This window comes from Serinibacter arcticus, from assembly GCF_004786095.1.
Taxonomy (GTDB): Bacteria; Actinomycetota; Actinomycetes; order Actinomycetales; family Beutenbergiaceae; genus Litorihabitans; species Litorihabitans arcticus.
The window spans coordinates 460,591-480,663 of record NZ_RHPJ01000002.1 but is presented as its reverse complement, the minus strand read 5'-3'; the positions used below and the strand labels follow the sequence as shown (position 1 = coordinate 480,663).

19 protein-coding genes and 1 tRNA gene are annotated in these 20,073 nt (G+C 72.6%); 11 read left to right on the top strand and 9 right to left on the bottom strand.

All coding sequences use genetic code 11. The features are described 5' to 3' along the window. The first annotated feature begins 104 nt into the window (after positions 1 to 104). Positions 105 to 623 carry a hypothetical protein gene (locus SERN_RS06875; RefSeq protein WP_135849372.1) on the top strand — a complete coding sequence of 173 codons (519 nt, stop codon included), beginning with the start codon at positions 105 to 107 and terminating at the stop codon, positions 621 to 623. A gap of 81 nt (positions 624 to 704) precedes the next feature. Here SERN_RS06875 and SERN_RS06870 read toward each other — a convergent pair whose 3' ends face one another. Then, a complete protein-coding gene (locus SERN_RS06870) occupies positions 705 to 1,208 on the bottom strand; it encodes a hypothetical protein (RefSeq protein WP_135849371.1) in 504 nt (167 codons plus the stop codon). A 193-nt stretch (positions 1,209 to 1,401) separates the two neighbouring features. Between SERN_RS06870 and SERN_RS06865 the strand changes: the two genes are divergently transcribed. The 4 genes from SERN_RS06865 (at position 1,402) to SERN_RS06850 (ending at position 4,960) form a co-directional block, all read left to right on the top strand. Beyond that, entirely contained in the window at positions 1,402 to 2,046 is a 645-nt protein-coding gene (locus SERN_RS06865) for a hypothetical protein (protein WP_135849370.1), read from the top strand. 113 nt (positions 2,047 to 2,159) lie between these two features. Further along, positions 2,160 to 2,999 (top strand): hypothetical protein, encoded by an 840-nt coding sequence (locus tag SERN_RS06860; protein ID WP_135849369.1) that lies wholly within the window; start codon positions 2,160 to 2,162, stop codon positions 2,997 to 2,999. A gap of 182 nt (positions 3,000 to 3,181) precedes the next feature. Beyond that, positions 3,182 to 4,012, top strand: a complete 831-nt coding sequence (locus SERN_RS06855; protein WP_135849368.1) for a hypothetical protein — start codon at positions 3,182 to 3,184, stop codon at positions 4,010 to 4,012. Between the two features lie 90 nt (positions 4,013 to 4,102). Continuing rightward, a complete protein-coding gene (locus tag SERN_RS06850) occupies positions 4,103 to 4,960 on the top strand; it encodes a hypothetical protein (RefSeq protein ID WP_135849367.1) in 858 nt (285 codons plus the stop codon). A gap of 28 nt (positions 4,961 to 4,988) precedes the next feature. Here the strand turns inward: SERN_RS06850 and SERN_RS06845 are convergent. Both SERN_RS06845 and SERN_RS06840 read right to left on the bottom strand, forming a co-directional pair. Continuing rightward, positions 4,989 to 5,073, bottom strand: a tRNA-Ser gene (locus tag SERN_RS06845). Between the two features lie 54 nt (positions 5,074 to 5,127). After that, complete coding sequence (locus SERN_RS06840; protein WP_135849366.1) at positions 5,128 to 5,616, bottom strand: nitroreductase family deazaflavin-dependent oxidoreductase; 489 nt, start codon at positions 5,614 to 5,616, stop codon at positions 5,128 to 5,130. A 63-nt stretch (positions 5,617 to 5,679) separates the two neighbouring features. On the opposite strand from SERN_RS06840, the gene SERN_RS06835 reads away from it, so the two are divergent. The 4 genes from SERN_RS06835 (at position 5,680) to SERN_RS06820 (ending at position 9,279) form a co-directional block, all read left to right on the top strand. Next, a complete protein-coding gene (locus tag SERN_RS06835; protein ID WP_135849365.1) occupies positions 5,680 to 6,678 on the top strand; it encodes an NAD(P)H-quinone oxidoreductase in 999 nt (332 codons plus the stop codon). After that, on the top strand, positions 6,675 to 7,469 hold the full coding sequence (locus tag SERN_RS06830) for an LLM class flavin-dependent oxidoreductase (protein ID WP_135849364.1): 795 nt from the start codon (positions 6,675 to 6,677) through the stop codon (positions 7,467 to 7,469). The genes SERN_RS06835 and SERN_RS06830 overlap by 4 nt, the downstream gene beginning before the upstream one ends. A gap of 131 nt (positions 7,470 to 7,600) precedes the next feature. Next, positions 7,601 to 8,176, top strand: coding sequence for a DoxX family protein (locus tag SERN_RS06825; RefSeq protein ID WP_135849363.1), 576 nt, complete (start codon positions 7,601 to 7,603; stop codon positions 8,174 to 8,176). A 185-nt stretch (positions 8,177 to 8,361) separates the two neighbouring features. Next, entirely contained in the window at positions 8,362 to 9,279 is a 918-nt protein-coding gene (locus SERN_RS06820; protein WP_135849362.1) for a PDDEXK family nuclease, read from the top strand. A 235-nt stretch (positions 9,280 to 9,514) separates the two neighbouring features. Here the strand turns inward: SERN_RS06820 and SERN_RS06815 are convergent, their stop codons facing one another. Genes SERN_RS06815 through serS form a run of 3 tightly spaced genes read right to left on the bottom strand, consistent with a single transcriptional unit; the run spans position 9,515 to position 13,053 of the window. Continuing rightward, complete coding sequence (locus SERN_RS06815) at positions 9,515 to 10,801, bottom strand: AGE family epimerase/isomerase (protein ID WP_135849361.1); 1,287 nt, start codon at positions 10,799 to 10,801, stop codon at positions 9,515 to 9,517. A gap of 54 nt (positions 10,802 to 10,855) precedes the next feature. Beyond that, a complete protein-coding gene (locus SERN_RS06810) occupies positions 10,856 to 11,788 on the bottom strand; it encodes an HAD family hydrolase (RefSeq protein WP_332888463.1) in 933 nt (310 codons plus the stop codon). Beyond that, a complete protein-coding gene (gene serS, locus SERN_RS06805) occupies positions 11,785 to 13,053 on the bottom strand; it encodes a serine--tRNA ligase (protein ID WP_135849360.1) in 1,269 nt (422 codons plus the stop codon). Before serS ends, SERN_RS06810 begins: the two co-directional genes overlap by 4 nt. Before the next feature lie 290 nt (positions 13,054 to 13,343). Here serS and SERN_RS06800 point away from each other — a divergent pair, with 290 nt between their 5' ends. Then, on the top strand, positions 13,344 to 14,513 hold the full coding sequence (locus SERN_RS06800; RefSeq protein WP_199241534.1) for a diacylglycerol/lipid kinase family protein: 1,170 nt from the start codon (positions 13,344 to 13,346) through the stop codon (positions 14,511 to 14,513). On the opposite strand, the gene pheA is transcribed toward SERN_RS06800, so the two are convergent. Beyond that, complete coding sequence (gene pheA, locus SERN_RS06795) at positions 14,510 to 15,499, bottom strand: prephenate dehydratase (protein ID WP_135849359.1); 990 nt, start codon at positions 15,497 to 15,499, stop codon at positions 14,510 to 14,512. The two genes, SERN_RS06800 and pheA, sit on opposite strands and share 4 nt — an antisense overlap. 77 nt (positions 15,500 to 15,576) lie before the next feature. Here pheA and SERN_RS06790 point away from each other — a divergent pair, with 77 nt between their 5' ends. Further along, positions 15,577 to 18,243: a hypothetical protein gene (locus SERN_RS06790; protein ID WP_135849358.1), complete on the top strand. Its 2,667-nt coding sequence runs from the start codon at positions 15,577 to 15,579 to the stop codon at positions 18,241 to 18,243. Here the strand turns inward: SERN_RS06790 and SERN_RS06785 are convergent. Continuing rightward, entirely contained in the window at positions 18,222 to 18,968 is a 747-nt protein-coding gene (locus SERN_RS06785; RefSeq protein ID WP_233251582.1) for a glycosyltransferase family 2 protein, read from the bottom strand. The two genes, SERN_RS06790 and SERN_RS06785, sit on opposite strands and share 22 nt — an antisense overlap. Before the next feature lie 96 nt (positions 18,969 to 19,064). Next, positions 19,065 to 20,003, bottom strand: coding sequence for a DUF5926 family protein (locus tag SERN_RS06780; protein WP_233251518.1), 939 nt, complete (start codon positions 20,001 to 20,003; stop codon positions 19,065 to 19,067). Between the last annotated feature and the right edge of the window lie 70 nt (positions 20,004 to 20,073).

Genomic DNA, 20,073 nt, shown 5'->3' with positions numbered 1-20,073 from the left:
CCGCCGAGCAAGCCTCAGGGGTCACTATCACCGCGATAACGACCCCTGGGGCTTTCTCGGTGCCGCGGCCGGCGATTCGCGGGCACCCGTGCCACGATCGGGCGATGAGGCGCAGCGAGCGGGTGGGGTCCCTGATCGGGGCGGTGGGCGGTCTGCTGTTCGTGCTGGTCAACGCCGGCGGGCTGCCGGGAGGCGTGGCGTGGGCCGCGCGGGTGCTCGGGGTGGCGGCGTTCGTCGCCGTCGTGATCCTCGTGGTGCTGAGGCGGGGCGGGACGGTGGCCGAGGATCCGCCGTCGCGGCGTCAGATCCGGACGTACGGGATCAGCGTGACCGTGATGGTGCTGGCGATCATCGCCGGGGCGCGCGTGCTGGATGCGAGCGGGCGCGCGGAGCTCGTCGTGGTGTGGGTGGTCCTGTGCGTCGGGGCGCACTTCCTGCCGTTCGCGCGGGCGTTCGCGGTGCCGGTGTTCGCCCGGCTGGGGCTGGTGCTGATCGGGTTGGCCGTGGTGGGCGTTGTGGTGGCGCTGACGACGGCGTCGGCCGTCGCGCCCGCGGCGACCGCGGTGCTGGCGGGGCTCGCCCTGCTGGCCGCGGCGCTCAGCCCGGGACTGCGGCGTCGCTGACCACCCCGAGAACACCAGAGGTCGCGGTATCCAAATGGATACCGCGACCTGTGACGTTGTCGTCGTGGGGCTAGTGCGGGGTCAGCCGATGACGGGGCCGCCGCCCGAAGCAGCGCCCGAGGTGGCGACGGCGAAGGGGTAGGTCCAGGCGCGGGTCTCGTCGCCGTCGACCATCACGCGCCAGGCGTAGGCGGCCTCGGCGGGGATCGGGAGGCCCTGCGCGAAGTCGACGACCATGCGGGTGCGGCCGCGGAGGGCCTCGCGCGGATAGGCGAGGCCGGCGGTGCGCTGCGGGCGCTCGACGCTCGCGAGCTGCGCGATGCGGAGCGGCTGGCCGCCGCCGGGGGCCACGAGGCCGCCCGCGTTGTCGACGAGGGCGATCTCGATCGGGAAGTCCTGCGGGAGGAGGTCGTAGGGGACCTCGATCTCGACGACGACGCTGAAGCGCGTCGTGGACTCCTTGCCCGACGTGTGGGTCAGCACGGAGATGCCCGATCCGACGATCGTCGCCTTCCCGCCGGGATCCGCCATCGCGAAGTCGGCGACCTGGATGGAGACGATGGCGTGCTCGGCGACGACACTCACGTGAGGGGCCTCTTTCGGGGCTGGGAAGCGTTTCGACAACCGTAAGGCACCCATGTGTCCATCCGGCAAACAACCCCCGACCGTGGCGAGGTCGGGGCCGTTCTCCACAGATCTGCTGTCGCGCCTAGCCGTGCGGATCGGGGTGCCCTAGTGTCGGCTCGCATCGGGGTCGACAGAGGGGTCGGGGGCGATGGTGGGTCGGGCGCAGGATCAGCGGACGACGGCGGCGCGTGCCTGCGCCGCGGTCGCGGTGGTCGCGCTGGGGCTCGGGTTGGCGGCGTGCTCCCCGGATCCGGAACCGGCGCCCGAGGAGACGACGACGCGGATCGTCGAGGACCCGTCGACAGGGACGACCACCGAGACGCCGAGCCCTAGCCCGACCGAGACGCCGACGCTGACTCCCGAGGAGGAGAACATCGCGGCGGCGAAGCAGACGGTGGTCGACTACTACGCGGCTGTGGACGAGGTGGCGCGGGGCGGTTACAGCACCTGGACCGACAAGTTGATCGGGTATTGGGCCTCGCCAGATGTCGCGAACTTGAACAGCGTCGCTTTCCAAGCCGCAGCCGACCAGGGCAGACGTAGTGATGGTGCCACGAAGATTTCTGGCTTCGCCGTGCTCGAGTACACCGCCAATCCTGACCAGCCCGGATACGAGAGAGTCCACCTCGAATACTGCGGCGACTACACGGAGACCACGACCTACGACCGCGATGGGGCAGTGATACCACCGTCGAACCTTGATCGATTCACCTGGGCAGCCATACTGCAGCGTCAAGAGGACGGACGTTGGGCCTTCGCGGAACTCGAGTCGATGACGGATCGCGCCTGCACATGAGGTGGTCTATCCGCGGCGGCGCGGCAGCTCTGCTACTGGCACTCACATCAGTCCTAACCGCTCCCGCGCCGGCGGTCGGTGCGCCTCCGGGGACCTGCACTATCAGCGACGGGATGGGAGGCACCATTGAAGTGAGCTGTTCCCTAATTGGGGGCGGTAGCGGGGGTGGCGGGGGTGGCGGCGTTTCTCCGCAGCCGATTGAAGAACCTGCCGAGGGCCCGCAGGTCTGCCGCTTCGGAAGCCAGGAGGTCCCGTGCGCCAGTACCGCCGGGTCCTGGCAGGGCTCGTGCTACGTCCAGCCTGCTGCTCCACAACCTGATTTTGCTAACCCGATCTGGGTGGGCCAGACCGCGGGAGTCATCGTCATTTGCACTCCCTACCCGTGTGTCACGAACTTCGGCGACACGATCCCCGACTGCCCCACGCAGACGCAGTACTGGGCTCCCGCCGCCCCGGTCGTCGTCATCGACGAGGGAGCCGCAGCCCGCCGCGCTCTAGCCCAGCTCGACCTCGACCCCGTCACCATCGCCATGGCGCCGCAGCCGAATCTCAACGAGCCCAACGTCCTCATCGGAGCCCCGGCCTACTTCTGGGCCACCGGCGGAGCCCCGGCGATCGGTCCGCTCACCAGCACCGTCACGCAGGACGGTCTCACCATCACCCTGAATGCCACCCTGGACTCGGTCACCTACGACACTGGCGACGGCACCACACTGACCTGCACCCGCGACCAGGTCGCCAGCGCACCGTCGTCGATGTCGCTCCAGGACGATCCCGACTGCGGCCACTGCTGGACGGCATCCGGGACGTACACGCTCACGGCCACCAGCGCCTGGACGATCACCTGGCAGGGCCCCACCCAGAATGGCGCATTCGATTACGCGCTCGGCAGCACCATCGACGTCGCCGTCACGGATCGACCGGTGAACCTGACCACCGAGAAGACCCCGTAGCGACCGAATTCACGGCGAATCCCGAGGTGCTGCACCGCTGCCGAGCTGTGTGACTTCGTGCGACATCTCGGCGGCGTTGCCCCCATCCTGAGGATCACCCCGCCTCGCCAGACGTAAGTCGTGTCCGAAATGTTGCCTGGAAGCGCATTCATCGCCGCCGCGCGACCACTATTGTCTCGCTCATGGCTCACTCACAGCGTCGCGTCCTGCCCGTCGTCCTCGCGACGTCCACCCTCCTCCTCGGCCTCACCGCCTGCGGTGCCGAGGAAACTCCGGCGTCGTCCGAGTCCTCCAGCGATGTGGCGCAGGAGTCGCCGTCGGACTCGAGCACCGGAGCCGACACGTCCGACGCAAGCAATGTCACCGACGAGCCCATGACCGGCGCCGATACGAGCGCTGACGCCGCCCAGTTCATCGAGGAGTTCACTCGCGGGATCGACGCCGTCGAGACCGCGGTGATGTCAATGGTGCTGAACGACCCGAACGGCAGCGTCACCGAGATGTCCGGGACCATGGACTACCTGCGCGACCCCATCGCGATGACGATGACGATGCCCAGCCCGGAGGACCCGGCGATCACGATGGAGACCGTCATGGTCGACGGCGTGATGTACCTGAACATGGGCGAGATGTCGCAGAACATGTGGGTCGAGGCGACCGGCTTCACCGAGGCGTCTGACCCGATCGGCGAGATGCGTGACTTCTCGCAGGCCATCACCGAGGTGGTGCACAACGGACCGGTCGACCTCGACGGTGTTCCGGCCGAGCACTACACCGTCACGGTGGAACCGTCGCTCATGCCGGCCGGAACTCTCGAGCCCGGGACGATGCTGCCCGAGACGGTCACGTACGAGATCTACCTCGACGGCGAGGGCCGGCCCGCCGGCATGGACATCGAGATCATGGGCGGGTCGGTCATCACGCGCCTGACGAACTTCAACGAGCCGGTGACGATCGAGGCTCCCCCGGCGGACCAGATCATCTCGTTCGAGGAGTTCCAAGGTGGTCGCTGATCTCGGGCCACGTCGCAACACCGTGGAGCGCGACCAGATCGTCGTACGACCGTGAGACGCAAGGCGGCGAGCAGAGAGAGGTTCGGCGTCATGGCCACCTCACGGCACCGGCGACGTCCCGTTGCCCCTTCTCTCCTCGCGGGCGTCTGCGCCGCCGCACTCGTGTTCTCGGGTTGCGGGACCAGGGGCGAGGACGTCGCGGCACCGGAGGCCTCCGAGGTCAGCCCACCGGCGTCGACCGAGGCTGAACCCGACACGCAGGACAGCACGTCCCCCGCAGAGGAGTCCGAGGACATCGCAGGGCAGGACGACCCGGCCCCGGTGTTCGAGGACGACAGCGAGGCCTTCTTCGCCCAGTTCGAGCAGGGGCTCGCCACCGTGCAGACGGCGGAGTACGAGATGCTGCTCTGGGACTCCGGGTACCCCTCGATCTTCACCGGCGTCATCGACTACACCCGGAGCCCGATCGCTGCGGCCCTCACCATGCCTGCTCCCGACGGGTCGGAGGTCACAATCCAGGCCATCGCGCTCGACGGCGTCTTCTACATGAACATGGGCGAGCGGAGCCAGCACAAATGGGTCGAGGCGACGGGCCTCACCGAGCCGTACGACCCCATCGGCGACATGCGCAACTTCTCGCAGGCGATCACGAGCGTGGTGCTGGAGGGGACGGTGCACGAAGAAGGCGTCCCGGCTGAGAGGTACACGGTCATGGTCGATCCCACCAAGCTCCCTGCAGGCGAGGTCGAACCGGGAACGATCTTGCCGGAGGAGATCAAGTACAAGATCTACCTCGACGCCGAGGGACGACCTATCCGCTCGGCGGTCACCATCGGCACGACGTCCGCGGACATCCGCATGCGCAACTTCAACGCGCCCGTGACGATCGACGCCCCTTTTCCCGATCAGATCCTCTCCTTCGAGGAGTACCAGGGCAGCCTCGACTGAAGCCCGCGGGCCGCTGCCGACCGTACGGCGGAGAGGAGGGGATTCGAACCCCTGGTTGCTTGCACAACAACGGTTTTCAAGACCGTCACATTCGGCCGCTCTGTCACCTCTCCCGGCACCGGCCCGCCGCAGCGGCTCCGGAGCCCGGACCATTGTGCCAGCCGGGATCAGCCCTGATGCGACGCTCCGCCGTCGTGACCGTCCGCGTACACGTCGGTCGGCTCGGTGGGCTCGAGCACGAAGACCGGGATCTCCCGCTCGGTCTTCTCCTGGTAGTCGGCGTAGTCCGGGTATGCGGCCACTGACCGCTCCCACCACGCCGCCTTCTCCTCACCGGTGACCTCGCGCGCGAGGTAGTCGCGGCGGTCGGTCCCGTCCTGCAGCTCGACCACCGGCTGCGCGAGGATGTTGAAGTACCACTGCGGGTGCTGCGGCGCCCCGCCGAGCGACGCGACCACGGCGTACGCGCCGTCGTGCTCCACGCGCATCAGGACCGTCTTGCGCAGCTTGCCGGACTTGGCCCCGAGCGTCGTCAGGAGGATCACCTTCATCCCACGCATCTCGGTGCCCTCCGTGCCGCCCGAGCTCTCGATCAGCTCGGCCTGCTCGCGGGCCCAGTCGGACGTGCTCGGCGCGTACTCAGCGTGAAGAGGCATGCCCCGAGGCTACGCCTGCCTCGGAAACCTGCCCTGTCGGGCCCCGCTGATACGTTCGCGAGCATGGAGATCCTCGAGATCCGCGACGGCGCCCTGCGCCCCGCCACCGTCCCCACGCCGTCGCCCGGACCGGGCGAGGTCCTGGTCGCCGTCGGCGCCGCGGGGGTCAACCGAGCCGACCTCATGCAGGTCGCCGGCCACTACCCGCCGCCGCCCGGCGCGCCCGCCCACCCCGGGCTCGAGGTCGCCGGCACGGTCGCGGCCGTCGGTGAGGGCGTCACCGGGTGGCACGACGGCGATCGCGTCGCCGCGCTCCTGGCCGGCGGCGGGTACGCCACGCACGTCCTCGTCCCCGCGGGCCAGCTGCTGCCGATCCCGCCCGGCCCCGACGGCGACCTCACCGACGCGCAGGCCGCCGCCCTCCCCGAGGCCCTCGCCACGGTCTGGTCCAACCTCGTCGGCGTCGGCGACCACCCGGTCGGCGGCCTGACCGCGGGCGAGACGGTCCTCATCCTCGGCGGCGCGGGCGGCGTCGGGTCCGTCGCGGTGCAGGTCGCGGCAGCGCTCGGCGCCCGCGTCATCGCGACGGCGAGCACCTCCAAGCTCGACGTCGTGCGCGAGCTGGGCGCCGCCGTCGTCATCGACCACCGCGAGCGCGACGCCGCCGGCGTGACCCAGGACGTGCTGGACGCGACCGACGGGCGCGGCGTCGACGTCGTGCTCGACGTCCTCGGCGGCGGAGCGCTGACCGAGAACGTCCGGCGGCTCGCGACCGGCGGCCGTCTCGTCGTCATCGGCACGCAGCAGGGCGCGCGCGGTGAGCTGGACGTCCTGGCCCTGATGCAGCGCCGCGCCAGCATCCACGGCACCACGCTGCGCGCGCGTCCGGCGGCCGAGAAGGCGGCGGTGGTGGCCGACGTCGCCCGTCACCTCCTCCCCCACGTCACCGCCGGGCGCATCCGCCCGCTCGTGCACGCGACCCTCCCGCTCGCCGACGCCGAGCAGGCGCACGCGATGCTGCGCGACGGGCACGCCGTCGGCAGCGTGGTGCTGATCCCGTGAGTGCCGCCATCAGGCGCGACCTCGTCCTGTCCCCGTTCGGGGGCGACGCCCGCGCGCTGCTCGACGCCGCCGTCCGCGCCGAGGACGAGGGCTTCGACGGCGTGTGGGTGTTCGACCACGTCAGTTCGCTCGCATCCCTGGGCGCGCCGGGCGTCGGCGCCTCCCGCGACCCGTTCGCGGTGCTCGGCGCCATCGCTGCCCGCACGACGCGCCTGCGGATCGGCACGCTCGTGGCCAACATCCACAACCGCCACCCCGCGCAGCTCGCGCTCGCGCTGGACACGCTGACCTCGCTCGCTCCGGGCCGCGTGGTCGCCGGGATCGGCGCGGGTGCCGGGCCCGGCTCGCCGTTCGCGCGCGAGGACGTGGCCCTCGGCCGGACGCCGGAGCCGGCCGCCCGCCGTCGAGCGCTGCTGGAGGAGCACGTCGCGGCGCTGCACGCGTTCTGGCGCGGGGACGACGCCGTCGGCTCGGTCGCGACGCACGGCCTGACCGGCATCGTGACCGGGCCTCGGCCGCCGATCGTGGTCGGCGCCCAGACGGCCGTGACCCTCGAGCTCGCCGCGCGCATCGCCGACGGCGCCAACATCACGGGCGCGACCGGGGCCGTGCTTGCCGAGCGGGTGGAGCGCGTGCGCGAGGTCGCGTCGCAGCGGCCCGACGGCGGGGCCGGCTTCGAGCTGAGCGTCTTCGTCGCGCGCTCCCCCTCCGAGGTCGAGGCGGCGGGCGGGATCGAGGCGCTGGAGATTCCCGACGGCGTCGACCGCCTCACCTTTCTCGTGCGCCCGTGACGCACCCTGAACAGTTCCTCGACGGCGAGAGAACCTGGGACTTCAGCCCCCTGTGTTCGGGGTCCCTTTCGCGGGACTCTTGAGGTACCGGATCACACACCGTGATCCAGACCTTGAAGGGATCGAAGATCATGACCGCCACCGCGCAACGCTCGGCCGCCACCGCCACTCGCGTTGAGAAGCAGGAGGACGTCGTCACCAAGCCCCTGGCTCGCCGGGTGCTGGCCTTCTCCCGGATCGTGATCGGCTTCTTCTTCCTCTGGCCGTTCCTCGACAAGACCTTCGGCCTGGGATTCTCCACACCGTCGGAGCGCGCCTGGATCAACGGCGGCACCCCCGCCCAGGGATTCCTGGGTGGCGTGACCGGTGAAGAAGGAACCTCCCCCTTCAAGGGGATCTTCGAGATCTTCATGAACCCGTTCGGCGACATCCTGTTCATGCTCGGCCTGCTGGGCATCGGCGTCGCGATGATCGCCGGGGCAGGCCTCCGGATCGCGGCCGTCGCCGGCACCATCCTGATGATCTTCATGTACCTCGCCGAGTGGCCCGTTCTGATGGACGGCACCACCAACCCGATCATGGACTCGCACTGGGTCGAGGCGTGCCTCCTCCTCATCGCGGCAGTCACCCTCGCGGGCGACACCTGGGGCCTGGGCAAGTGGTGGGGCAACCAGCCGGTCGTTCAGAAGCACCGCTGGCTCCGGTGAGCTAGCCCGTCCCCGGCCTTCCCCCTTCGCCGAGAACGTCCGAAGTCGCGCCAACCCACCGGTTGGCGCGACTTCCGGCGTTCTCGACGGCGCCGGACTGTCCCCAGCCCAGCCACCGGCGGTCGACACCATTGTTCGGTCCGACGGGTGTCGCGGGTCACGACTCCGCACGGCAGCCTCCCGCCATGCGCCCTCTCACCCCACCGCCCGCCCAGCTCGTCCGTCTCGCGCGTCGCCGAAGCGGATACGTCACGACGGCGGAGTGCACCGCCGCCGGTGTGCTCGTCGATGCGAGGCGCCGTCGGCTCGACGCCGGCGTCTGGGCCCGACCGCTTCCCGGTGTCATCGATCTCGAGCCGCTGCTGCCTCGGACGATCGCGGAGGCGCGCCTGCGGGCCGTGCACCTCGCCCTCGTGCGGTGCGGCGACGGCGCTGTCGCCGTGGGTGCAGCCGCCCTCGTCCTGCACCGCAACCACGGCCTCCCCTCACGGATCGACGCACGGGCGGTCCGGGCCGACGGGCAGCACCGCCGCCACGGCTCGCACGCCCAGCACGATCGCTTTCCGGTGGTCGAGGTCGAGGGCGGTCTCCTCGCAGCGTCCGTGCCCTCGGCCATCGTGCAGGCCGCGCCGCAGCTCGGGCGGTTGCACCTCGTCGCCGTCGTCGATGCAGCCCTGACCACCGGCCAGCTGTCGTCGAGCGACGACGTCGCGACGCTCGCGACGGGACGACGAGGTGCGGCCCGTCTGCGGACCTGTCTCGCACTGTCGGACGGCCGCGCGGAATCGTTCCTGGAGACGTGGGCTCGGCTCCAGTGCGTCGACGCGGGGATCCCGCCCACGACCCTCCAGCTCGAGATCCGCGCGGGCGGCTCGCTTCTGCGCGGGGATCTCGCCTGGCGGCTGCCGGACGGGCGGTGGCTGGTCGTCGAGATCGACGGCGCCGACGTCCACGCCAGTCCGACCGCCCTGTACCGAGACCGCCTCCGCCAGAACCTGATCGTCGCCGACGGCCGCATCGTCCTGCTGCGCTTCACCGCCGAGGACCTGCGCCGACCGGGCTACGTCCCGAACCAGATCCGTCGGGTGCTGACGTCGGTCTGACCGCCGACGGTCCGCCGCTCGGTGCCGTCTGCCCAGAACGTCCTGGCCCGCGGAACGGGGACCCAGAACGCGACCCAGGACGTTCTCGGCAACCCGCGGTGGTTGGGGCAGCCGCTCAGAACGTCCCAGGTCGCGGCATCCGGTCGGATAGCGCGAGCTGGGACGTTCTCGGCGGGCCGGGCGGGACCGCCGGGCGGGGCGGGGGCAGCGGCCCGGGGGCAGCAGCAGGGGGCCGCTAGCTGTCCAGCAGGCCTGCCTTCAGGGCGCTCGCCAGCGCCGGGTAGAGCGGCAGGCGCGGGATGAGGCTGGCCTGGATCGCGTGGTAGATGTCCGGCTTGCCGGGCCAGACGGAGTCCGCCGGGTGGTTGTCGGCGTCGAGCTGGTGCACCCAGGACCCCGAGCCGTCGAGCATCGTCAGCTGCGCGTAGTCCCACCACTCCTGGTACCAGGTCGAGTAGGACGCCTCGCCCGTCGCGCGCCACAGCGCCGCCGCGGCGGCCAGCGCCTCGGTCACGACCCAGTGCATCCGGTCACGCACGACTGGCTTGCCCGAGAAGTCCACGGTGTAGACGAATCCGTCGGCGCCGTCGACCGCCCAGCCCTCGCGCACCCCCGCCTCGAACAGGGCGACGGCGGAGTCCAGCAGGTAGGCCGTCTCGCCCTCGTTCCCGCCGTGCGCGAGCACCGCGGCGCGCGCGTGCAGCGCGAGCCGCGCCCACTCGAACCAGTGCCCGACCGTCGCGCCGAACGGGCGGAACGGGTGCGCGCGCTCGTCGGTGTTGTAGTCCGGCAGCGGCTCCCACGACGTCGTGAAGTGCTCCGGGATGCGCCAGGAGAAGTCCTTCGCGTACCCCGTCACGCGCTGCAGGATGCGGAGCGCGCGGTCGCGCCAGGCGGCGTCGCCGGTCGCGTCGGCCACCGCGAGGTAGGCCTCGACCGTGTGCATGTTCGCGTTGACCCCGCGGTAGTCCTCGCACTCGGTGAAGTCGTCGTTCCAGGACTCGACGGCCATCCCCTCGTCCTCGTTCCAGAAGCGCGAGAGGTGGACCTCCTGGGCCTGCGCCAGCAGCTCCGGTGCGCCGGGGCGGCCGGCCAGCGTCGCCGAGGACGTCGCCAGGAGCACGAACGCGTGCGCGTAGGCCTCCTTGATGCTCGCCGTCGGGCCGTCCGGGGTGACCTTGGAGTACCAGCCGCCGTTCGTGGTGTCGGCGAACGTCTCGGCGAGCGAGGCGAGCCCGTGGTCCACGAGGACCGCGCAGCCCGGGCGGCCGAGCAGGACCCCGAGGCTGTAGGAGTGGATCATCCGGCAGGTGATCCACAGCTCTGCTTCACCCTGCTCGGCGTCGTCACCCCCGCGGACCTGGCCGTCGTCGTCGAGGTAGCCGAAGCCCGCCTCGATGTTGCTGCCGGACGCGAACGCGATCAGGTCGTCCGTGTGCTGCTCGAGCCAGCGCGCGTGCGCGGGCGTCCCGAGCCAGACGAGGGGGGCGGAGATGGCGGTGAGGACGTCGTCGTGAGTCACGGCCCCACTCTTCCACCCGGCGCCCGCCCTGTGCACCCCTTCCGGGGCGTGCCCTCAGCCCAGCACGGAGCGGAGCACCGCCACGACGCCGTCGTGCTCGATGCGCCCGGTGACGGCGTCGGCGCACGCGATCGTGCCGTCGTCGGCGTTGCCCATCGCGACGCCGAGCGCCGCCCAGCCGAGCATCTCGCGGTCGTTCTGGCCGTCGCCGGCCGCCAGCGTGCGTGACGACTCGACGCCGACGCGCTCCCGGATCCGCTCGAGCGCGGAGGCCTTGGAGACACCGTCGGGCGTGATGTCGAGCCACGCGGTCCAGCCGACGGCGTACGTCACGCCGCGCATGCCCGCGCGCCCGACGAGGTCGACGAACTCCTGCGACGACCGTCCCGGCGCGCGCAGCGTGACGCGCGCGACGGGCGCCGCGAGCAGCTCCTCGAGCGTCACGACCTCGACCGGGTCGCCGAGCTCGCCGACCGGGAACGGCCGGTTGACCTTGAAGCCGCGTCCGAGGTCCTCGACGGCGACGAGCACGTCCGGCGCCTCGGCCAGCAGCAGGCTGACGGCCGGGGCGGGGTCGAACGTGACGACGTCGACGAACTCGTACCCGTCCTCGAGGTCCGCATCGAGACGGATCGTGACGGCACCGTTGGAGCACACGGCCCAGCCGTGGGTCAGGCCGAGCTCGCGCGCGACCGGCAGCACCGCGGGGGTGCCTCGGCCCGTCGCGAGCACGACGTGGGTGCCGCTCGCGCGCAGGGCGGCGACGGCGTCGCGCACCGCGACGCTGAGCGTGCCGTCGTGGCCGAGGAGCGTGCCGTCGATGTCGAGCGTGACGAGGGTGTCGGGTCCGGCGGTGATGCCGGCGGCCGCGGTGAGGTCGGGGTGGAACGACGGCGGAGGCTCGACCCCGGCGGGCGCGTCCAGTCCCAGGTTCTCGGTGGGGTCGAACTCCCCCGCGCTGTCCGCCTCGTACTCCGCGGCGCTCACGCGCGCAGCTCCGCGAGCCCGCCGAGGTAGCCGCGCAGGCCCTCGGGCACCTCGACCGAACCGTCCTCGCGCTGGTGGTTCTCGAGGATCGCGACGATCCAGCGCGTGGTGGCGAGCGTGCCGTTGAGCGTGGCGACGGGGCGGGTCGAACCGTCCTGCGTGCGCTGACGGACGCCGAGGCGCCGGGCCTGGAACGTGGTGCAGTTCGACGTCGACGTCATCTCGCGGTAGGTGCCCTGGCTCGGGACCCACGCCTCGCAGTCGAACTTGCGCGCGGCCGACGAGCCGAGGTCGCCCGCGGCCGTGTCGATGACGCGGTAGGGCAGCCCGGCGATCTGGAGCATCTCCTCCTCCCACGCCAGGAGCCGCTCGTGCTCGGCGGCGGCCTCCTCCTGCGTGGTGTAGACGAACATCTCGATCTTGTCGAACTGGTGCACGCGCACGATGCCGCGGTTGTCCTTGCCGCCGGCGCCCGCCTCGCGGCGGAAGCACGAGGACCAGCCGGCGTAGCGCAGGGGGCCCGCCTCGAGGTCGACGATCTCGCCCGAGTGATAGCCCGCCAGTGCCACCTCGGACGTGCCGACGAGGTAGAGGTCGTCGACGGGCAGGTGGTAGATCTCGTCGGCGTGCGCGCCGAGGAAGCCGGTGCCGGCCATGATCTCGGGCTTGACCAGCGTGGGCGTGATGACGGGCAGGAAGCCGTGCGCGATGGCGCGGTCCATCGCGGCGTTCAGCAGCGCCAGCTGCAGGCGCGCACCGAGGCCGACGAGGTAGTGGAATCGCGAGCCCGACACCTTGGCGCCACGCGCCATGTCGATGCCGCCGAGACCCTCGCCGATCTCGAGGTGGTCGCGCGGGGCGAAGCCCTCGGCGTCGAAGTCGCGGATCGTGCCCTCGTGGCGCAGCACGACGTAGTCGTCCTCGCCGCCCTCGGGGACGCCGTCGACGACGATGTTCGGCATCTGCCACAGGAGCGCGTCCAGCTCGGTGCGAGCAGCGTCGGCCGCGGCCTCCGCCTCCTTGACGCCGTCCGCGAGCGCCTTCGCCTGCGCCAGGACGGCGGGGCGGTCCTCCGGCGAGGCCTTGCCGACCGACTTGGAGATCGCCTTCTGCTCGGCGCGCAACGTCTCGAACGCGGTGAGCAGGGAGCGCTGCTCGGCGTCGGCGGCGAGGATCCTGTCGACCAGGGTCTCGTCGGCGCCGCGGGCGCGCTGGCTGTGTCGTCCGACGTCGGGATCGTCGCGCAGGGCCTTGATGTCGATCACCCCGCAAGGTTACGGGCTGGGGTGGTGAGGGTGCGGCGGGGGTCCGCGCGGGTGGGTGGGCGGGCGGGCCCGGCCGACCCGGCTTCCTTCTTTCGAGGTCGTTCGTGTCCTTCGGAAGGACACGAACGACTTTCGAAGAAGGACCGGTGGTCGATTCGGGCCAGCCGGTGAGCAAGCGGGCGGGCGGGGGGCGGGGGGCAGACTGACGCGCCAGCGCCGTCCCCGTCCCCGTCCCGTCCCCGGACGAGCCCGGGACCCGACCTGACCTGCGGCGCGACTACCGTGGAGAGGTGACAGCCACTGCAGCACTGGTGATCGGGATCATCGCCCTCTCGATCGCCGTGATCGCCCTCGGCGTCGCCGTCGTCGGCTACCGGGAGCTTCGCGCGTCCCGAGCGACCCCCGCGATGCGCGCGCCTCGCACCACCGTCGCGCCGAGCCCTGCCCACGACGCCGCACCACCCGCCCCCGAGGGCCCCGCCGCGTTCGTGATCAACCCGGTCAAGGTCGCCGACGTCGACGCGCTGGAGAGCTACGCCCGCCTCACGGCGCACGAGCTCGGCCTGCCCGAACCCCTCATCTACCGCACCACGGTCGAGGACCCCGGCGTCGGCCAGGCGCAGGCGGCCATGGCTGCGGGGGCGAGCGTCGTCGTCGTCGCCGGCGGTGACGGGACCGTGCGTGCGGTGGCGGAGGCCCTCGCGGGCTCGATCGTGCCGATGGCGCTGATCCCGTCGGGCACCGGCAACCTGCTGGCCCGCAACCTCGACATCCCCGTGGACAACCTGCAGCAGCAGGTCCGCACCGCGCTCTCGGGCCGCGACATGGCGATGGACCTCGGCTGGCTGCGCACCGTCCCCCCTCCCCGCGAGCCGGACGACGCCGACGAGGCCCCCGACGTCGACCTCACGGGCACGCCGGCACCGCCCCGCGAGCACGTCTTCCTCGTGATGGCCGGGCTCGGGTTCGACGCCGCGATGGTCGCCGGGGCCGACGACGAGCTGAAGCGCCGCGTCGGGTGGGTCGCCTACTTCATCGTCGGCGTCCGCCACCTGCACGCACGCCGCACGCGGCTGGCCCTGCGCCTGGGCACCGGCGACTGGCACCAGCAGCGCGTCCGCACGCTGCTGTTCGCGAACTGCGGCCGGCTGCCCGCGGGCATCGTGCTGCTGCCCGACGCGGAGATCGACGACGGCTACCTCGACGTCGCCGCGATCGACACGCGCGGCGGCCTCATCGGCTGGGCCTCGCTGCTCGGCCGCGTCATGCTCCAGGGCCTCGGCTGGCGCTCGCGCAACGCCTACAACCCCAGCCGCATCGAGTTCTGGCGAGCCCGCGAGATCGCGGTCCGCCTCGACGAGCCCCACGCCGTCCAGGTCGACGGCGACCTCGTCGGCGACGCCATCGCGCTCAAGGTGCGCGTCCAGCCCGACGGCCTGCGGGTCCGCGTCCGCCGCTAGGACAGCCCGCGCCGCAGCCCCTCGACCCACGTCTGCGCCGCGACGAACGACTCGTCCGACGTCCCGACGGCGACCGCCGTCGTCGCGCGATCGGCCCGCGGGTAGGACCCGAGGAACAGCACGAACGGGCACACGCGGTGGAGCCCCTGCAGCGTCGCGGTCACGCGCTCGTCGGCGAGGTGGCCCTCGGCGTCGATCGAGAACGCGTAGCGCCCCAGGGCGTCGCCGATCGGCCGGGACTCGATGCGCGAGAGGTTCACGCCGCGCGCCGCGAACTGCTCGAGCATCGTCAGCAGCGAGCCGGCGTCGTTGTGCGGGAGGTGGACGAGCAGCGTCGTCTTGTCGGCGCCGGTGCGCGGCGGCACGACGCCGGGGCGAGCCACCACCACGAACCGCGTCACCGCGCCGCGGTTGTCCTCGACGCCCTCGGCCAGCACCTCCAGCCCGTAGGACGCGGCGGAGTGCGCCGCCACCAGCGCGGCCTCGAAGCCGAGCTCCCCCGATCCGGTGCTGTCGTCGTCCCCACCGTCGGCGACGTGCTCCGCCAGCAGCGCGGCACCGGCCGCCGTCGACGTCGCCGGGACGTGCTGCACACCGGGGATCAGGCGCGCCAGCGTGCCGCGGCACTGCGCCCAGGCGTGCGGGTGCGTCGCGACGTGACGGACGTCCGCCAGGCGCGTGCCGGGGGCCGCGACGAGCACGAACGAGATCTCGACCAGCGCCTCGCCGACCACCACGAGCGGATCGCCCGAGGTCAGCGCGTCGAGCGTCGCGGACACACCGCCCTCGACCGAGTTCTCGATCGGGACGACGGCGCGGTCCGCGTCCCCGCGGCGCACGGCGTCGAGCGCGGTGATGACGTCGGGCATCGGCAGGTGCGACGCGTCGGGCGCGACCTGGAGCAGCGCGGCCTCGGTGAACGTGCCGGCCGGACCGAGGAACGAGTAGCGCTCGACACCCACGGTGGCACCCACGGCGTTCTCCACAGCATCTCCTCGCCCTCGCAACGCAACCGCCCGGGAACCCCGGCCGTGCGACAGTAGCGCTCGCCTACCCTGGCACGGTGCCTCTGCTCAACCCCCAGACAGCCGCGCCCCCGGCGCGTTCGACGCCGACCCGAGCGGCGGTTCCCCTCGTCGTCGCGCTGACGATCGCGCTCGCACTCCTGCTGTCGCTGCTGGTTCCGGGCGCTGCTTCTGCGGCTCCTGCCTCCCCCGACGCCACCTCCACGCCGTCAACCGACGCGGATGACGAGGGCACCCACCCCGGCCCGCTCGTCGTCATCGGCGTCACGGGCCTGACCTGGGACGACGTCGACGCCGAGGCCACCCCCGCGCTCTGGGAGCTCAGCCGGGGCGCCGCCGTCGGCAACCTCGTGGTCCGCTCCGTCCGCTCGAGCACGTGCCCCGTCGACGGCTGGCTCGCCCTGAGCTCCGGCGCCCGCGCCGCTGACCTCGCGCTCGAGGACCGCACGACCGACACCTCCGGCCTGACCTGCCGCCCGCTGCTCGAGGCCGGCACGTCCGAGGCGAGCGCCACCGCCGTGCCCGGCTGGGCCGACTACGTCGAGGCGGCGTCGGCGTCGTCCTTCGGCACGAAGCTCGGCCTGTGGGGCGACGAGCTGCGCCAGGCCGAGGTCCCCGCGACGGCGATCGGCCCCGGCGCCGCGATCGCGCTCGCCCTCCCGGACGGGTCGATCGGCGCCACCGTGCACCCGCGGCCCGCGGAACCCAGCGCTCTGACCACCCTCGTGAGCGACGAGGTCAGCCGGAACTTTGGTGGCGTCGTCGTCGTCGACGCCGGTGAGATCCGCGACTACACCGCGCGCGTGCCCGACCCCGCCGAGACCGAGGCCGCGACCCAGGCCTCGCAGGCCGCGCAGGCGGCCGAGGGAGCCGGTACCGGCGCCGGGGCCGAGGTCCTCGCCGAGCCCAGCGCACCCCCCGCCCCGGTCCAGGCCCCCGACCCCGCGCTGCACCGCGCGCAGCAGGTCGCCCAGGTCGAGGCGATGGTCGGCGCGGCGCTCGACGGCGTCGCCTCCGCCACCCCCGTCTCCGGCCACTCCGAGCCGACCGTCGTCGTCGCCTCGCTGGCCGACGCCGGCCGCGGCCCCACGATGCACGTCCTCGCCGCGACCGGCCCCGCCTTCACCCCCGGCGGCGAGCCGTTCGCGAACGGCACCCTGACCACCTCCTCCACGCGCCAGCCCGGCTACGTGCAGAGCACGGACCTGCTGCCGGCGTTCCTGGACCGGAGCGGCATCGAGACGCTCGCGACGCCGGGCGGCCAGGCCGCCGTCGTCGGCTCACCGCCGCGGGTCATCCCCGGTGAGGCGTCCACGGACGCCGCCGACGCCCGCCTCGCCGCCCTCGTCGACGCCGAGCTGCACGCGCAGGCGATGCGCCCGATCGTCGCGCCGTTCTACCTGCTCGTCGTGATCCTCAACGTCGCCCTCTACGCCGGCGTCGCGCTCGGCCTGACGCGCCCCGCCGCGACCCGCACGGGCGCCGCCGTCGCCCGCTGGCTCAAGCTCGAGGGGCGCGGCGTCCCCCTGTCCCAGGTCCGGCCGCACGTGCTGCGCGCGCTGCGCGTGGTCGCCATCGCGATGGCCTCGATCCCGGTCTCGACCTACCTGGCCAACCTCGTGCCGTGGTGGCGCGCCGGGTCCCCGGCGCTCGGGCTCGCCGGTGTCACGCTCGGCATCGTGGCGCTCGTGACGATCGTCGCGCTCGCCAAGCCGTGGCGGCACCAGATCCTCACCCCGCTGGGCATCGTGGCGGGGCTGACCGCCGTCGTGCTGCTCGCGGACATCGCGACCGGCGCGACGCTCCAGCTCTCCGCCGTGATGGGCGTGCCCGTGCTCGTCGCCGGTCGCTTCTACGGCTTCAACAACACGGCGTTCGCGCTGTTCGCGACGGCGTGCGTACTCCTGGCGGTCGCCCTCACCAACCCGCTCGTCAGGCGCGGGCGGCGGTGGCTGGCGGCCGGGATCATCGGCGCGATCGGGATCGTGGCCGCGTACGTCGACGGCGCCCCCTCCATCGGCGCCGACTTCGGCGGCCCGCCCGCGATCGTGCCCGCGTTCGCGCTGCTCGCGCTGATGGCCGCGGGCATCCGCATCACGTGGCTGCGCGTGGTGGGCGTGCTCGGCGGGGCCGTGGTGGCCACGCTCGCGTTCGCCGCCGTCGACTACCTGCGCCCGCCGAGCGAGCGCTCGCACCTGGGCCGGTTCGTCGAGACGCTGCTCGACGGCGGAGCCTGGGAGGTCGTCCTGCGCAAGCTCGAGGCGAACCTGCGCATCCTCGCGAACAACCGCCCGCTGACGATCCTGGCGATCACGGGCGTCGCGCTCGTGGTGTTCGTGCTGGCCAGACCGCTCAAGACGGCGATCACGTCACCCGGCGGCGGACGCTTCTCGTGGCTCAGCTCGGGCGCCCCGATCTCGCAGATGGGGACCGTGGCGCCGATGCTGCGGCCGGGGCTCGTGGCGCTGGCGGTCGTGCTGGGGATCGGGTTCGCCGTGAACGACTCGGGGATCGCGATCCCCGCCTACGGCGTCGCCGTCGCGGTGCCGCTGCTGCTGGCGGCCTGCGCGAGCTGGATGCTGTCGCTCCCGCCGGGCGAGGCGGACGACGACGAGGAGCTGCTGGTCGAGGGGGCCGAGACGGCAGCGGCCGGCGGCGCCGCAGCTCCCACCGACGGTCAGGGTCAGGGGCGCTCGGCCGGGTAGCGCCGCACGCGGCGCACCGCGATCGCGTATGCGATGTCGCGGTACTGCGCGGCGCGGTGCAGGTAGCCGCGCAGGTCGGACCCGCTCGCGCGGTGCCGCAGGTCGCACGGCACCTCCACGACGCCGAAGCCCTGCTCCAGCAGGTCCAGCGTCATGCCGGTCTCCACGCCCCAGCCGCGCGCGAGCGGCGTCGCGGCCTCGAAGGCCTCGCGCGTGATGCAGCGCTGACCCGACAGCGGCGCCTTCGGCGTCCAGCCGGACACGCCCTGGATCGCCTTGCGCGCCAGCCCGAGCACGATGCCGTGACCGCCGGCCCCGGCCTGCGGCGGCAGGACGGCGACGGCGAGGTCGGCCTTCCCGGCCAGCACCGGCGGCACCAGGGGGGCGGTGTTGACGGCCGTGTCGGCGAGGTCGGCGTCGATGAACAGCAGCAGGCGCGGCGGCTGGTCGGCGGCGTCGCGCATCGCGGCGACGGCGGCGCCCGTCTCCATCGCCGAGGCCTTGCCCCGGTTGTGGGAGTGGCGCACGACGACGGCTCCCGCGGCGCGCGCGACGTGCTGGGTGTCGTCCTCGCTGCCGTCGTCGACCACGAGGACGAGGTCGACGTTGGGGATCGAACGGGCGGAGCGGATCGTCGCGGCGATGCGCTCGGACTCGTCCTTCGCGGGGATGATCGCGGCGACGCGCTGGCTCCGGGCGGGGGCCGCCCCGCCGTCGCCCGTCACCCGGGCACTGACACCCCGGGCCCGGACGACGCGCAGCGGATCGCGGTTCGAACCGGTGTCTACGTCCACGATGCTTACCCTACCCAGCGCTTCTCTTTATCGGAGGTTGACCTGTCGCGACACGAGGCCGGCGCGCGCACGGCGCTGGTCGGAGGTCAGCGGGTCGGTGGTGTCGATCGCGTCCTGCAGCCGTGAGCCGAGCGCCGCGACGGACGGGGCCAGCTCGTCGGCCTCGGTCCCGCGGGCCAGCTCCCACACCGGGACGAGGACGCCGCAGGTGCGGAACGCGCCGATGAGGCGGGCGTCGTCGTCGAGCGATGACGTGCGCGCGGCCTGGAGGCGGGCGAGCGCGTCGAGCGTCTCCTCCTCCGAGCCGGGCACCGACCAGCGCAGGAACTCCTTGCCGTTCATGCGGCACCAGTACGCGGAGCCGAGGCCCGCGGGCACGTCGACGGCGACGGTCGGGACGATCATCTCGTTCGCGCTCTCGAGCGCGTCGGTGACGTCCTTCTCGGACTTCTCCGACTCGGTCACCCAGTAGTCGAACGTGTCGTGGACCGTGACCTCGAACGGGACGGTCAGGTCGAGCACGTCCTGCAGCCGCGGGCCGGGCTCGGGCAGGTCGACCGAGCCGAGTCCGGCGCCGGGCTCGAGCTCGAGCGCCTGGAGGAGGGCGTCGGCGACGTCGCGGCTCGCGTCACCGCTGGAGCCGACGGTCTGCAGCGCCACCAGGACGACGCCGTCCTCGCGGTGCAGCGCGGGCAGCAGGTCGGGCAGGAGGCTGACGATGGTGACCTCGCGCGCGCCGTGCTCGGCGGTGGTGCGGACCTGGGCGGACGCGGCAGGGACGACCTCGCGCATCGCGACCCAGTCGGCCTCGTTCGGCAGGCCCTCGAACGGGCGGGCCACGAACGGCGCGACCTGACGCTTCACCTTCGGCGGGGCGGGCGGGTTGCTCGCGGGCTTCGCGCCGGGGCGCGTGGAGTCGGCGGGGCGGGCACCCGGGCGGTCGGTGCGACGGTTCTTCTTGGCCATGGGTCACGAGCCTAGTTGCTGCGGGCCGTTCCGCCCGGTTCGCTGTCCAACCGAGCACCCCACCTGGCAG

What these genes read in the sequence shown, in the direction of transcription:
- SERN_RS06820 (WP_135849362.1), top strand. Translation starts at nt 8,362, where the DNA reads ATGCGCCCTCTCACCCCACCGCCCGCCCAGCTCGTCCGTCTCGCGCGT.
- SERN_RS06875 (WP_135849372.1), top strand. Translation starts at nt 105, where the DNA reads ATGAGGCGCAGCGAGCGGGTGGGGTCCCTGATCGGGGCGGTGGGCGGT.
- SERN_RS06825 (WP_135849363.1), top strand. Translation starts at nt 7,601, where the DNA reads ATGACCGCCACCGCGCAACGCTCGGCCGCCACCGCCACTCGCGTTGAG.
- SERN_RS06850 (WP_135849367.1), top strand. Translation starts at nt 4,103, where the DNA reads ATGGCCACCTCACGGCACCGGCGACGTCCCGTTGCCCCTTCTCTCCTC.
- SERN_RS06840 (WP_135849366.1), bottom strand. Translation starts at nt 5,616, where the DNA reads ATGCCTCTTCACGCTGAGTACGCGCCGAGCACGTCCGACTGGGCCCGC.
- SERN_RS06855 (WP_135849368.1), top strand. Translation starts at nt 3,182, where the DNA reads ATGGCTCACTCACAGCGTCGCGTCCTGCCCGTCGTCCTCGCGACGTCC.
- SERN_RS06780 (WP_233251518.1), bottom strand. Translation starts at nt 20,003, where the DNA reads ATGGCCAAGAAGAACCGTCGCACCGACCGCCCGGGTGCCCGCCCCGCC.
- SERN_RS06835 (WP_135849365.1), top strand. Translation starts at nt 5,680, where the DNA reads ATGGAGATCCTCGAGATCCGCGACGGCGCCCTGCGCCCCGCCACCGTC.
- SERN_RS06860 (WP_135849369.1), top strand. Translation starts at nt 2,160, where the DNA reads ATGGGAGGCACCATTGAAGTGAGCTGTTCCCTAATTGGGGGCGGTAGC.